13 protein-coding genes are annotated in these 13,514 nt (G+C 59.9%); 7 read left to right on the forward strand and 6 right to left on the reverse strand.

Going from position 1 to position 13,514, the window contains the following annotated elements; all coding sequences use genetic code 11:
• Positions 1-88: 88 nt before the first annotated feature.
• Positions 89-838 carry a monofunctional biosynthetic peptidoglycan transglycosylase gene (gene mtgA / locus GDN47_RS24545; protein WP_371865532.1) on the reverse strand — a complete coding sequence of 250 codons (750 nt, stop codon included), beginning with the start codon at positions 836-838 and terminating at the stop codon, positions 89-91.
• A 177-nt stretch (positions 839-1,015) separates the two neighbouring features.
• Between mtgA and GDN47_RS24550 the strand changes: the two genes are divergently transcribed.
• Positions 1,016-1,930: a polyprenyl synthetase family protein gene (locus GDN47_RS24550; RefSeq protein ID WP_145635465.1), complete on the forward strand. Its 915-nt coding sequence runs from the start codon at positions 1,016-1,018 to the stop codon at positions 1,928-1,930.
• A gap of 233 nt (positions 1,931-2,163) precedes the next feature.
• Positions 2,164-2,805, forward strand: coding sequence for a LysE family translocator (locus GDN47_RS24555; RefSeq protein WP_113352728.1), 642 nt, complete (start codon positions 2,164-2,166; stop codon positions 2,803-2,805).
• 24 nt (positions 2,806-2,829) lie between these two features.
• Here GDN47_RS24555 and ispG read toward each other — a convergent pair whose 3' ends face one another.
• Both ispG and GDN47_RS24565 read right to left on the reverse strand, forming a co-directional pair.
• Positions 2,830-4,083, reverse strand: a complete 1,254-nt coding sequence (gene ispG, locus GDN47_RS24560; protein ID WP_152094488.1) for a flavodoxin-dependent (E)-4-hydroxy-3-methylbut-2-enyl-diphosphate synthase — start codon at positions 4,081-4,083, stop codon at positions 2,830-2,832.
• 127 nt (positions 4,084-4,210) lie between these two features.
• Entirely contained in the window at positions 4,211-5,410 is a 1,200-nt protein-coding gene (locus tag GDN47_RS24565) for an MFS transporter (protein ID WP_152094440.1), read from the reverse strand.
• Positions 5,411-5,663: 253 nt separating this feature from the next.
• Between GDN47_RS24565 and GDN47_RS24570 the strand changes: the two genes are divergently transcribed.
• Positions 5,664-6,536 carry a DMT family transporter gene (locus GDN47_RS24570; RefSeq protein ID WP_152094441.1) on the forward strand — a complete coding sequence of 291 codons (873 nt, stop codon included), beginning with the start codon at positions 5,664-5,666 and terminating at the stop codon, positions 6,534-6,536.
• A 31-nt stretch (positions 6,537-6,567) separates the two neighbouring features.
• Here the strand turns inward: GDN47_RS24570 and GDN47_RS24575 are convergent, their stop codons facing one another.
• Both GDN47_RS24575 and GDN47_RS24580 read right to left on the reverse strand, forming a co-directional pair.
• On the reverse strand, positions 6,568-7,680 hold the full coding sequence (locus GDN47_RS24575) for an acyltransferase family protein (protein WP_152094442.1): 1,113 nt from the start codon (positions 7,678-7,680) through the stop codon (positions 6,568-6,570).
• A complete protein-coding gene (locus GDN47_RS24580; RefSeq protein WP_152094443.1) occupies positions 7,634-8,701 on the reverse strand; it encodes an SGNH/GDSL hydrolase family protein in 1,068 nt (355 codons plus the stop codon). The genes GDN47_RS24575 and GDN47_RS24580 overlap by 47 nt, the downstream gene beginning before the upstream one ends.
• A gap of 427 nt (positions 8,702-9,128) precedes the next feature.
• Between GDN47_RS24580 and GDN47_RS24585 the strand changes: the two genes are divergently transcribed.
• From GDN47_RS24585 to GDN47_RS24605, 4 genes are all read left to right on the forward strand, one after another.
• On the forward strand, positions 9,129-9,902 hold the full coding sequence (locus GDN47_RS24585) for an amino acid ABC transporter substrate-binding protein (protein WP_113389774.1): 774 nt from the start codon (positions 9,129-9,131) through the stop codon (positions 9,900-9,902).
• 84 nt (positions 9,903-9,986) lie between these two features.
• Positions 9,987-10,667, forward strand: coding sequence for an amino acid ABC transporter permease (locus GDN47_RS24590; protein WP_015341657.1), 681 nt, complete (start codon positions 9,987-9,989; stop codon positions 10,665-10,667).
• Entirely contained in the window at positions 10,664-11,425 is a 762-nt protein-coding gene (locus tag GDN47_RS24595) for an amino acid ABC transporter ATP-binding protein (protein WP_113389773.1), read from the forward strand. Before GDN47_RS24590 ends, GDN47_RS24595 begins: the two co-directional genes overlap by 4 nt.
• A gap of 292 nt (positions 11,426-11,717) precedes the next feature.
• A complete protein-coding gene (locus GDN47_RS24605) occupies positions 11,718-12,962 on the forward strand; it encodes a multidrug effflux MFS transporter (protein ID WP_145321897.1) in 1,245 nt (414 codons plus the stop codon).
• A gap of 10 nt (positions 12,963-12,972) precedes the next feature.
• On the opposite strand, the gene GDN47_RS24610 is transcribed toward GDN47_RS24605, so the two are convergent.
• Positions 12,973-13,428 (reverse strand): GNAT family N-acetyltransferase, encoded by a 456-nt coding sequence (locus tag GDN47_RS24610; protein ID WP_113331432.1) that lies wholly within the window; start codon positions 13,426-13,428, stop codon positions 12,973-12,975.
• Positions 13,429-13,514: the final 86 nt, after the last annotated feature.

Consider the following 13,514-nt stretch of genomic DNA (forward strand, 5'->3'; position numbering starts at 1 on the left):
GAATTATTTGAAATGATTCAAACCCGCCCTTACGTCACGGCCAAGGATGCCAGATGACGACAAGCCGATCGAACGACAAGTTCTGATATCAGTCATAAAGGCATTTGATATATGCGTCGGCATTTCGTGCGCGGCGCTGGATGAGCGAGGCGAGTTGGCTGAGGCCTCGTCCCGGCTTGCTTGCCACCCGATCGATCGGATTGGGGAGCGAGACGGCAAGAAGCGCCGCCTGACGTGCCGTAAGCTTGGAGGCCGGCACCTTGAAATGATAGCGTGCCGCCGCCTCGATGCCGTAAATGCCCGGTCCCCATTCGGCAACATTCAGATAGATTTCCATCATCCGGCGTTTCGACCACACGGCCGAGGCGGAGACCGCCAAAGGCAATTCCAGCGTCTTGCGCACGAAGGAGCGGCCGTTCCATAAAAACAGGTTCTTCACCGTCTGCATCGGGATCGTGCTGCCGCCGCGGGTGGATTTGCCGCTCAGCGTCTCCTCGACGAGAACCCGCATCTCCCCCCAATCGACGCCGCCGTGAAAACAGAACTGCCCGTCCTCCGAGACCATGACGGATTTCACCAGCACCGGCGCGATTTTCTCCAGCGGGACCCAGCGGCGGTCATATCCCTGAAAGGCGACGGCATCACCTATCATCAGGGTGGAGACGGGATGGATGAACGGCAGCAGGTAGAAGACGATGAAGACATAGGGGAGCAGCAAAAAGCCGATCAGGACGAGGACGATGCGCTGCCAGAACGGACGGTCCCTGAAGCGTGCCAACAGGGAGGAGCGTCGCGGCACCTCGGCTTCCTCCTCCTCACTGTCCGTCGATATGTCCAAATGCCTGACGTCCACGATCGCTCCATCCCGGCACGCCTTGATATATCCGGGAAACGCTCTGATGCTGCATTCGTCATACCGTCTACGCAAAGCGATGACCAGAGTGCGACGCAATTCCCCACCTGGCTGTTGACAATTCTCGTTGCCAGCAACCGCCTCTCATGCCAAACAGCGGCCATGGACAGCACCGATACCTCATTCGAACAACGCCTCAAGGTCAATGCCGGTAGGACCGAAGCACTGCTGACCCGGCTGCTGGCCGACACCAGCCTCCATGACGAGATCACCCGCCCCGACAGGCTGCTGAGCGCGATGCGCCACGGCGTCCTGAACGGCGGCAAGCGGCTGCGTCCCTTCCTGGTCATGGAATCGGCGACCCTTCTCGGCGGCGATGCCGAGGCGGCACTGAGGGTCGGCGCCGCACTCGAATGCGTGCACTGCTATTCGCTGGTCCATGACGATCTACCCGCCATGGACGACGATGATCTGCGTCGTGGCCAGCCGACGGTGCATATCGCCTTCGATTACGCCACGGCGATTCTTGCCGGCGACAGCCTGCTGACCTACGCTTTCGACATCATCGCCGCCCCCGAGACGGAGCTGCCGGCGGATCGGAAAATGGCGCTCGTGCTGGCGCTGTCGCGCGCAGCCGGCATCGGCGGCATGGCCGGCGGCCAGGCGCTTGATCTCGCGGCCGAGAAGGAAGCGCCCGACGAAAAGGGTATCACCACGCTGCAGGCGATGAAGACGGGCGCGCTGATCCGCTTTGCCTGCGAGGCCGGCGCCATCATCGCTGGTGCTTCGGCCGAAGACCGCAAGCGCCTCCGGATCTTCGGTGAAAAGATCGGCCTTGCCTTCCAGCTCGCAGACGATCTCCTCGACCTCACCGCCGATGCCGCCACCATGGGCAAGGCAACCGGCAAGGATGCCGCCCGTGGCAAGGGCACGCTGGTCGCTCTGCACGGGCAGGAATGGGCCGAAACGACGCTCGCAAGGCTGGTGAAGGAAGCGGCTGACCTGCTGTCTGGCTATGGCGACAAGGCAGGCATCCTGACGGAAACCGCCCGCTTCATCGCGAACCGAAAGAGCTGATTCCGAAATACCGTCAATTGTGTTGCATGAGGGTGAGCCAGCCGCTCGGCAGCGGCTACCGGCCCATGGCCACGCTCAGCCATGGCCATTCATTCAGCCATGAAATGTCACCATCACAAGAATCCATAACTGCGCCGGGTGATTTCGGCCGCAATCTATGACACAGTCCCGTTCCGTATTGGCCTTTAGACGCTGAATTCTCCGCGACGGCCGACATCCCCGGGAAATCTTCCATGCACGAAACCCTTGCCTATCTGCCGCAGATCCTGCCGGCCTATATCGCCTACATCATTGCCGTCGTTAGCCCTGGCCCCGCCATCATGGCCATCATCGGCACCTCGATGACCCATGGCCGCAAAGCCGGCATGACGATCTCGCTCGGGATTTTCGGGGGATCAATGACCTGGGCGATTGCCGCAGCGGCAGGCCTTGCAACGCTACTGCAAACCTATGCGATGGCGCTGGAAGTTCTGAAGATCTTCGGTGGCATCTATCTGCTCTATCTCGCTTACAAGGCATTCCGTGCCGTACGCGCCCATGGCGAGCTGCAAACAGCCAAGATGGAACAGAAGGCGCCTAGCTTCAAATCGCTGATCCTGCGTGGCTACGGCATCCACGTGACCAATCCCAAGGCGATCTTCGCATGGCTCGCCATCATCGCGCTCGGCATGCCGCAGGGCGCGCCCGCTTCCGTAGCGGTGCTGATCATCGTCGTCTGCGGCACGACGGGTTTTCTGGCGTTTATGGGCTATGCGATCCTATTTTCGACATCGCATGCGCTCAAAGTATATCGCAATGCCCGCCGCTGGATCGAGGGCGCCATGGCCGGCTTCTATTGCTTTGCCGGCATCAAGCTGCTGACGAGCAATATCTAATCAGCCTCGGCTTTAAGCGGCGGATCACTCCGCCGCGACGTTCTTCCGACCGAATCGCTTTTCGATATAGTCGGTCACCAGTGCCTCGAAGTCCGAGGCGATATTCGGGCCGCGCAGGGTCATGGCCTTTTGACCATCGATGAACACCGGCGCGGCCGGCGTCTCGCCGGTTCCGGGCAGCGAAATGCCGATGTCGGCATGCTTGCTTTCGCCCGGACCGTTGACGATGCAGCCCATGACAGCGACGTTCAGAGCTTCCACGCCCGGATATTTCTCGCGCCAGACCGGCATGTTCTTGCGGATATCGTTCTGGATGTTCTGCGCCAGTTCCTGGAAGACCGTCGACGTCGTTCGGCCGCAGCCGGGACATGCCGCAACCACGGGGATGAACTGACGGAAGCCCATGACCTGCAGCAGTTCCTGCGCCACCTGCACTTCACGGGTACGGTCGCCATTCGGTTCCGGCGTCAGCGAAACGCGGATCGTGTCGCCGATGCCATGCTGCAGCACATAGCCCATGGCGGCGGACGAGGCGACGATGCCCTTCGAGCCCATGCCGGCCTCGGTGAGCCCGAGATGCAGCGCATGGTCGGAACGCTCCGACAGCATGGAGTAGACGGCGATGAGATCCTGTACCTGACTGACCTTGGCCGAGAGGATGATGCGGTTGCGCGGGAGGCCGATATCTTCCGCGAGACTCGCCGAAATCAGCGCAGACTGTACGATGGTCTCGCGCGTCACTTGCCGGGCCGAGAGCGGCGAACCTTCCGCCGCATTCTTGTCCATCAGCGCGGTCAGAAGATCCTGATCGAGCGAGCCCCAATTGACGCCGATGCGCACCGGCTTGTCGTAGCGGATCGCCATCTCGATGATTTCGGCGAACTGCTTGTCCTTCTTGTCCTTGAAGCCGACATTGCCGGGATTGATGCGATATTTCGCCAGCGCCTCGGCGCAAGCCGGATGATCGGCGAGCAGCTTGTGGCCGATATAATGGAAATCGCCGATCAGCGGCACGTCCATGCCGAGGCTCAGCAGCCGCTCGCGGATCTTCGGCACGGCGGCAGCGCTTTCATCGCGATCGACGGTGATGCGCACGAGTTCCGAGCCGGCTTTGTAGAGGGCGGCGACCTGGGCGACGGTCGAATCGATATCTGCCGTGTCGGTATTGGTCATGGACTGCACGACGACGGGGGCACCGCCGCCAACGATCACGCCGCCGACATCGACGGCAACGGAGGAACGGCGCGGTTTCGGATCGAAATCGGTGGCGGACGACATGGAAAGCTCTCGCAGGCCTCGAAAATGGGTGTCTTTCAGGTGGATCACGCAGCGGTCGTTGTCAACCGCCACGACAATCTCTTTTGATCGGACTGACCTCAACCGTTACCGGGCAAAAGCGACGAAATTAGTGCTTGGCGTCCCCGATGCCGTCGGCGTAGCGCGCCAGCGATGACAATGCCAGCACCACAAGCAGCAGCACCGGTAGCGCCATCAGGACTGGCGAGAAGCCGACATGCTCGGCGGCAAAGCCTATCGCCGACGGCGCAACCAGCATACCGGAATAGCCGAGCGTCGTGACGACCGAAATGGCGATGCCCGGCTGCAGGCCCGGAATATTGCCGGCAGCCGAAAAGGCGATCGGCACCATGTTGGAAATGCCGATGCCGCAGAGCGCAAAGCCGAGAATGGCGATTTCCGCGTTCGGCGCCAGCGCCGCCGCCAGCATGCCAACGATGGCGAAGACCGTGCAGACCCGCAGCGTCCTGACGGCCCCTAGCCAATCGCGGACGAAATCGCCGGCAAAACGCATGGTCGCCATGGTGGCGGAGAAAGCGGCGTAGCCGAAGCCGGAGAGCGCCACTGAGGCGCCCTTTTCCTGGCTGAGATAGAGCGCGCTCCAATCCAGAACCGCGCCTTCCGGTACCATGCAGAAGAGCGCGACGATGCCGAGCAGCCAGGGCAGCGGGATCATCGGCAGCTTTGCCTTCGGCTTGGCCTCATCATGATGCGGTTGATCGCCAAGCACCATAGGCCAGGCAATGGCGAGGAAAAGCACGGCGATCGCAGTCGAGGCTTCGGCATGGCCGAGAATGCCCCAGCGCGAAATCAGCAGCCCGCCGATCGCCGCGCCCAAAAGGCCGCCCAGGCTCCAGAAGGCATGGCAGGAGGACATGATCGCCCGGCGCATGGATTTTTCGACCGAGACGGCATTGGCATTCATGGCCACATCCATGGCGCCGATGAAACCGCCGAAGAGAAAAAGCGCGATCGCCGCCGTCCAGACATTCGGCGCCAGCGTCAGCGCCAGGATCATCGGCAGCAGCAGCACAGCAAAGGCCTGCACGACGACGCGCGAGCCGCGCACGGCGATCTGCGCGCCGGCGAGCGGCATCATGACGAGGGAGCCGACGCCGAAGATGAGGATCATCAGGCCGAGCTCGAATTTCGTCAGTTGCAGCCGCTCGGCGAATTCGGGAATTTTCGGTGCCCAGCATCCGACCATGAAGCCGTTCATGAGAAACACCAGCGACACCGCAGCACGCGATTTGGTGAAAAACGGGCTCCTACGCTCCTTCAAGCCCTCCATTCTCGTCCCGTTGTCCATGAAAATTCCTCCAAATTTGCGCCGCAGTCTATTTAAATCGATTGAAATCTCAACGATCGAAAAAGTCGAAGCGGTCACATTTCATCTCCGTCTGTTAAAGCGGAGGCAAAGACACCACAACCCGAATAAATCATTCACATGTGCACGCCATCAACAAAATGTTCTATTGACGCCGAAAAAGTAGGCTCCTATCGGTTGAGACCTGAAAGATTCTTCGGTCGGCCCAAGCCGGGTCATCCTCTGGTGCATCCCCGTGAAAAACTCCATCGGCTATGGCATCCTGCTTACGGTGTTTGCCTACATGCTGTTCACCGCCCACGATTCGGCGGTGAAGCTGCTCGTCGCCTCCATTCCCGTCTGGCAGGTCCTGTTCATCCGAAGCTGCACCATTCTTGCCGGCTGCTTCGTCTTCGAAGGGCCTTCGCTCGTCCATAAGGTGGCGCGCTCGCCGATCATCAAGCCGATGATCGTGCGCAGCATCATCATCCTGATCGCCTGGATTTCCTATTATTCGGCGGCGTCCTATCTGCAGCTCGCCGAGGTAACGACGCTCTACTACGCCGCTCCGATCGTCGGCACGATTCTGGCAACCATCGTGCTGCGCGAAAAGGTCACCTTCGCCCGCTGGATGGCGGTCGGCGTCGGCTTTTGCGGCGTGGTGATCGCCTCCAATCCCGTGGGGCTGTCGATTTCCTGGCCGGTCTATCTGGCGCTGCAGGCCGCCGTCCTCTGGGCATGCGGCATGGTGCTCCTACGCAAGACGGCGCTGCACGAGAAGAGCCATATCCAGATGGCCGTCTCCAACATCATGTTCATCATCCTGACCGCCGGCATGGCGATCATCCACTGGCACACGCCGACGCCGCTCCAGATCGTCCTGCTCGCCTTGACCGGCATCATCGCCGGCGCCGGTCAGCTCGCCCTCTTCGAAGGCATGCGCAAGGCACCCGTCTCGGTGCTGGCACCGTTCGAATACACCTCCCTCGTCTGGGCCTTCCTGCTCGGCTACCTCATCTGGGGCGACATCCCCGGCGCCAACACCTTCATCGGCGCTATCCTAATCCTCAGCGCCGGCTTCATCATCATTATCAGCGAACGAATGAAGCGTCGAACGGCCGCGGCTTGATGGTCGCCGACCCGCAGCGAGACGCTGGGTTTTACCCCACCGGAGCGACAGTCGGCTCGATGGGTTTCGGCCGCCGCATCAGAAGAGCCTGCATCGGCCGCTCGAAGAACTTAAGAAGCACCACCGAGATCCCGATCGTGCAAAGCGTGACCAGCGCCAAAATTCCCGTCACAACGGCCAGGGAGAGGTGCTTGCCCAGCAATTTAACCGGAAGCTGAAACGTGTAGGGATGAACGAGATAGAGCGAGTAGGACGCATCTCCCAGCAGAACCAGAATGGCCCAAAGTTTCCCGGACGGCAGCCGCATGAGCAGGAAGCCCGAGACGAAGAGGACCGCAAAGAGACTTGAGGCAAAGAGACTGGGGCCGGCGAGTGTCACGATGAAGAAGTAAGCCACGCATGCCAGGAGAACGAGCACAAAGGCGGCGACATTCGATCCGCTCCTGATGGCGCTGTAAGCCGAATATGCCTTGTGAAGCATCATGCCGAGAACGAATTCGATCAATATCGGATTTGTATAGAAACGCCATTCGATAGATCCCGCGGGCCAAATCGCATGCAGCGCGATCAGGAAGAAGATGGCTGCGGAGGCGAACCAGCTTGCCCTGGCGCCAAAGATCAGGCAGGCGCCGTAGATCAGGTAGAAAAACACCTCGTAACAAAGCGTCCAGCCCAGGAAAAGGATCGGTTGTACGGCGCCCCCGCTTTTCTGATAAGGGATGAAAAGTAGAGATTTGATGACCGTGTCGACGGTCACCACAGTCGAATTGAGCAGGTTGGGCTTCACGAGCGCGATCAAGACGATCACCAGCGTCAGCAACCAATAAAGCGGAACTATTCTCGCAACGCGCTTGCGTGCGAAATAGACAAGCCCGCGTCCCGGATCGGAGGAATAACTGATGATGAAGCCGCTCAGAACGAAGAAAATGTCGACGCCGGCCGCACCCATGTCGAAATAATTGCGATCGACTTGGTACTCGAGCACGAGAGTGCGTCCGAAATGAAAGAGAACAACGGAGAAGGCGGCCACAAACCGGAGAAACTGGAGGGAGTCCAGCTGTTTCGAGTTTGACCGCGGAATGGAAAGCACCTGCTCGTTAACCATGACGGCCTCGATCCGCTTTGATTGCTTGTTCCAACACATCCGCCATCGCCGCCTGGGTGCTGCGGCTTGGATGCCAGTTGCATCCAAAATCCTTCGGTTTAACGCGTAAATTCAGATATCGGAGGCGGCTTTCGCCTTTCGCGACGCTCGTCTGGACGACGGCCTTGATTGCTTTCTCGGCCGTATCGAAATCCTTCTGAGGCATCATCGGCCCGAGCGCGGCATAGAAATACGCTTTTGGAAATTGATATCTGAGCTTGGAGAGAAGCTTGGCATATTCCCCGCCGAAATCGTCGGGATTCTTGCCGTCCGAAAAATCGTTCGTCCCCAGATTGATGACGACCGTGGAAACGCGCTCGTCAGGAAGACCGGGCGCACCGCTTCTCAACAGCGTCCCATTGTCGATGACGTCAAGCATGGTTTTCGTGCCCTTGCGAGCACGCGAAAGGCCGATTCCCGAAACCGCGAGCGTCGTAAGCTCCATCCCAAGGCTACGCGCGGCGAGAGCGGCATATGTCAGATATTGATTTTCAGTTCCGGGAGTGAATTTGCATCCGGGACCGACACCCTCGACACCGTAGCCTGCAGTGATGGAGTCTCCTATTGCCACAATCTCTTCGGTCGATGCCTCCGCTGGAAGGAACGACCCGTCGGTTTCGGCCGAAACGAATGTGGTATCGCCAATCCATCCTTCGGTGCGGCGGGTCGCGCGAACGCTATGGACGCCTTGCTGCAAGCCATCGGCAAGCTGATATCGGTGTTGCCCCGTCTGCAGATCAAGGCGCTGGGGAACACCGTCCAATTCGATCTCCAGGCTGTTTTGCCCGGTATCAAAGAGGGTAGCCGAGAGCGAAGTGCCTTCGAAACGCAGCGCAAAACCGCTGCCGGGCCAGCCAAAAGCCGCATCGTTGGCCGCAACGCGGCCGACCCATTTCGACGGCCGCTCGGTCATTTCCGCCGCAAAGGTCGGCATGAATGTTGACACGCTCAGAAGAATTGACGCAGCCACGACGTGAAGCTCACGAACCGGCCAAGGCCGCCAGCGCGCAATGATGGACAATTCGTCACCTCTTCGGGCTGTGTCAGATCAATTCCTGCACTGCAATTCCTAATAGAAACGCATTTTGATCGCCGCCCGCGTCTCCCGGCAAACCGACTGGAGACATTGATAGCGCGCATGCCCTGCATGAATAATGCCGCACCAAAGACACAACCAGATGCTGCAATAGGCAACATTGAGAAAAATGGAGCAACATTGGGAGAAGTAGGGCAACATCGAGAATTGTCACTATGCTGCACCGCCACATTGGTCAGCAATTATCGACCGAGATGGAAGCCTCGCCTCTCTTGATGGCTCGATCCGCCGTTCTTTGAGAAAAATATTCGCAATTGCCCATTTATCTCGCAGTTTTCTACGCTTTCGCGATGCAATTTTTCTGCGATGTATGCGACATTGAATGAAACCGCTCCAGAAACGGAAGAGAACGATGAACTGGTTGAAGACTGTTGCCGCCGCCGCCCTCGTGCAGGCTGCGTTCCTGCTCCCCGCCCATGCCGGCGAAAACCTCAAGGCGATCCAGTCGGCCGGCGTATTCAAGGTCGGCACGGAAGGCACCTATGCGCCCTTCACCTTTCATGACGAGAGCGGCAAGCTGACCGGCTTCGATGTCGAGATCGCCGAGGCGATTGCCGCCAAGCTCGGCGTCAAGGTGCAGTTCCTGGAAGGCAAGTGGGATGGCCTGATCGCCGGTCTCGATGCCAACCGCTACGACGCCGTCATCAACGAAGTCGGCGTCACCGAAGCGCGCAAGAAGAAGTATGACTTCTCCGAGCCCTATATCGCTTCCAAGGCCGTGCTGATCGTCAAGGACAGCAATACCGATATCAAGGATTTCGCCGATCTCAAGGGTAAGAAAGCCGCACAGTCGCTGACCAGCAACTTCGGCAAGCTCGCAACCGAATCCGGCGCCGAACTCGTCGGTACCGACGGTTTCGACCAGTCGATCCAGCTCGTGCTGACCGGCCGCGCCGACGCCACGATCAACGACAGCCTTTCCTTCCTCGATTTCAAGAAGCACAAGCCCGACGCGCCGGTGAAGATCGTCGCCCAGCAGGCCAATGCCGATTTCTCCGCCGTCATCATCCGCAAGGGCGAGCCGGAGCTGCTTGCTGCGATCAACAAGGCGCTGGCCGATATCAAGGCTGACGGCACCTATGACAAGATCTCCAAAAAATACTTCGGACAGGACGTTTCGAAGTAAGGGGAATAGGCAGAAACGCCAAATTGTGAAAAAGATGCGTCCGGGGTCACCTCCGGACGCATTCTGTTATCGAAAGGCTTCTCCTTGGAGCATTGGCTGCAACTGATGTGGGAGTCACTGGGCACGCTGCTTTGGGCGGGGCTCGTCTTCACCATCCCGCTCACCTTGATAACCTTCGTGCTTGGCCTTCTGCTCGGCTTGCTCACCGCCGTCGTCAGGCTGTTTGCCCCGGCGCCGTTCGTCGCCATCGCCCGCTTCTATGTCTGGGTGATCCGCGGCACGCCGCTTCTGGTGCAGCTCTTCGTCATTTTCTACGGCCTGCCGAGCCTCGGCATCCTGCTCGACGCTTTTCCGGCAGCCATCATCGGCTTTACGCTGAGCGTCGGGGCCTATACGTCCGAGATCATCCGCGCCGTCATTTCCTCTGTGCCAAAGGGCCAGTGGGAAGCCGCCTATTCGATCGGCATGAACTGGCGCCAAGCCATGAGCCGCACCATCCTCCCCCAGGCAGCCCGCGTCGCCGTGCCGCCGCTGTCGAACACCTTCATTTCGCTGGTCAAGGATACATCGCTTGCCGCAGCCATCACCGTGCCGGAGCTGTTTCAGGCCGCGCAGCGCATCGTCGCAACGACCTATGAGCCGCTGATCCTCTATATCGAGGCCGCCATCATCTATCTCGTGCTCAGCACCTTTCTTTCGACGCTGCAGGGCTACCTCGAACGCCGCTTCGCCCGCTCTGGCGGCACGCTGGAGGCACAGGCATGATCGAGCTTTCGCATATCGAAAAGCGCTTCGGCGACATTGTCATCCTCAAGGATATCAGCCTGTTGATCCCCGAGGGAACGGTGACGGCGCTTGTGGGACCTTCGGGCGGCGGCAAAAGCACGCTGCTTCGCTGCATCAACCTTTTGGAAATCCCGACCGCCGGAACGATCCGCATCGGCGAGGAGACGGCTACCTTCCAGCCGGGTAAGAAGCCGTCCTGGCAGGATATCCAGAAGATCCGCCGCCAGACGGGCATGGTCTTCCAGAATTTCCAGCTCTTTCCGCATCAGACCGCAATCCAGAACGTCATGGAGGGCCTGACGACCGTGCTGCGCTGGCCTCAGGACAAGGCCCGCGCCCGCGCCGTCGAGCTTCTGACCAAGGTCGGCATGGCACACAAGATCGATGCCTGGCCCTCGACGCTCTCGGGCGGCCAGCAGCAGCGTGTCGCCATCGCCCGGGCGCTCGCCCCCTCGCCGCGCGTGCTGCTCTGCGACGAACCGACCTCGGCGCTCGATCCGGAACTGGCGGCCGAAGTGGTCGACGTGCTGGGCAAGCTCGCCAACGAAGGCACGACCATGGTCATGGCGACGCACGACCTGCGCCTCGCCTCGAAGATCGCCAACAACGTCGTGTTCCTGGAAGCAGGCAACATCGTCGAGACAGGCTCTTCTCGCAACATCTTCTCCAATCCGGCACAGGAGCGGACGAAGCAATTCATCTCGACACTGAATTCCGGGCTCAGCTACGATATTTGAGCCGCATCTGAGCCGCATCTGAGCCGCCGGCTGAGGTTAAAACGGGGCTCGTCGCTATTGGACAAAGCCGCGCATTGACGCTTGGCCGCTTTGCGGCTAGCTCTAATGCCATGAACACGGCACTCGTTCTCGTAGTGGTAGGAAGGCGCATGGGCAGGATGGTGTAACCATCCGGCGAAAGCACCCATGCGCGGTAAGCAGGCTCCTGACGGGGCCTTTTTTTATTGCCTGAAATCCGGGCCGCACCCCGTCAGATTCCCCTCGACTTCCCATTCACACGACGGACAAGGCCATGACGCGCACCGAAAGCCGCATCGATCATCCATCCAAGCAACCAACCGACGACACGGCGACCGAAAGAGCCGCCGCACCGCCGCGGCTGATAACCCTCATCCTGCTCTCGGCACTTGCCGTGCTGCCTGTTAACATGATCCTGCCGTCGCTGCCGAAGATCGCAGCGGCACTCCATGCCGATTTCGCTCTCGTGAATCTATCGGTTGCCGGCTTTTCGATTGTCACCGCGGCCCTTGAGGCGGTCGGGGGCGCGATATCCGACCGGTTCGGCCGTCGGCCTGTCGTCTTGACGGCGCTCTCGATCTTCATCATCGCTTCGATTGGCTGCGTTCTCGCGCCGAATATCGACATCTTCCTGCTATGCCGCATGATGCAGGCCTGTATCGGACCGTGTTATTCGGTCGCCCTCGTCATCATCAAGGAAACATCAGACGAGCGCCAGGCTGCCAGCAAGTTCGGCTATCTCGCCATGGGATGGGCATTGGCGCCCATGGTCGGCCCCTTGTTCGGCGGATCTTTGGACGAGCTTTTCGGCTGGCGGGCAAGCTTCATCGTCCTTGCGATCTTCGGCATTGCCGCCCTCTTTCTGTCCCTGCATGAACTGAAGGGATCGAAAGCGCCGGCGTCAGCCGCGCGCAGAAACTATCTTGCCTCCTATGCCCTGCTTTTGCGTTCGGCTCGGTTCTGGGCCTATACGCTCTGCATGGCGTGCTCGATGGGCGTGCTCTACATTTTTCTCGGCGGAGCGCCGCTGACGATAGGCGATGCGCTCGGCGGTTCGAGCGCCAAGCTTGGCTTCTACATGGGCCTCGTTCCGGCCGGCTTCATTCTCGGCAGCTATGTGGCTGGCCGCCATGGCGCAAGAATCCCGCTCGGCACGATCCTCGTCATCGCGCGGTTACTGACCTGCATTGGTCTGTCAATCGGGCTTGCCTTGTCGCTATCGGGCATGGTTGAGGTTCTGGCACTCTTCGGCCCCTGCATCTTCATCGGCATCGGCAACGGCCTCACCATGCCGGCCGCCAATAGCGGCGCCATGTCGGTCAGGTCGGATATGGTCGGCACAGCCGCAGGCCTCGCCGCTGCCATGCGGATTGCTGGCGGCGCGCTCATCGGCTCGATCGGCGGTCTGTTCATTGCACGATCGCCAACGATACATGCGCTCTTCGCCCTGATGCTGGCATCCGCGGTACTCGCGCTAGTGGCTGCAGTCTGGGCTGCCTTGATCGAAAAACGGAGGTAGCTGGCGCCGATCAGATGCGCTTGCTCATATGGACAAGGAAACCATCTTTCAGCGGCTCCTCGCGGTCGATCGCATAACCGTGTCGGAGATAGAGCTGCACATTCTCGACAAAACGCTTGTTGGTGTAAAGCCGCATGTCACTCACGCCGAGCTCGGCCGCAACCTGCTCGGCATGAACTAGCAGTTTCCTGCCGATGCCCTTTCCCTGATGTCGCGGCGAGACGGCGACGCTCTCGATCAACAGGTGATCCTCTCTCGGCACCATCTCGATCAACGCCAAAAGCTCACCATTGGCCTCCAAGAGATCGATACGATGCTTGCGCACGGCCTCGGCATAATCTGCCGTCATCGGCAGTGGTTCTCGGCCGATGAGAGGCACCCACTTACAATAGGCCTCGCGTGTCAGCGCCCGAATTGCATCGACATCGGCATCTGTCGCCGCCCGCAAGGAAAATGCTCTCGTCATGCCTCCGCCTCCTCGACCTGGCTACCATGATCCGACACGAAAGCTATGGAATTCTTCGTCGCGTTCGCACATGGAGAGCCGATCTC

It is taken from the genome of Martinezella dioscoreae (assembly GCF_009176305.1).
Classification (GTDB): domain Bacteria; phylum Pseudomonadota; class Alphaproteobacteria; order Rhizobiales; family Rhizobiaceae; genus Rhizobium; species Rhizobium dioscoreae.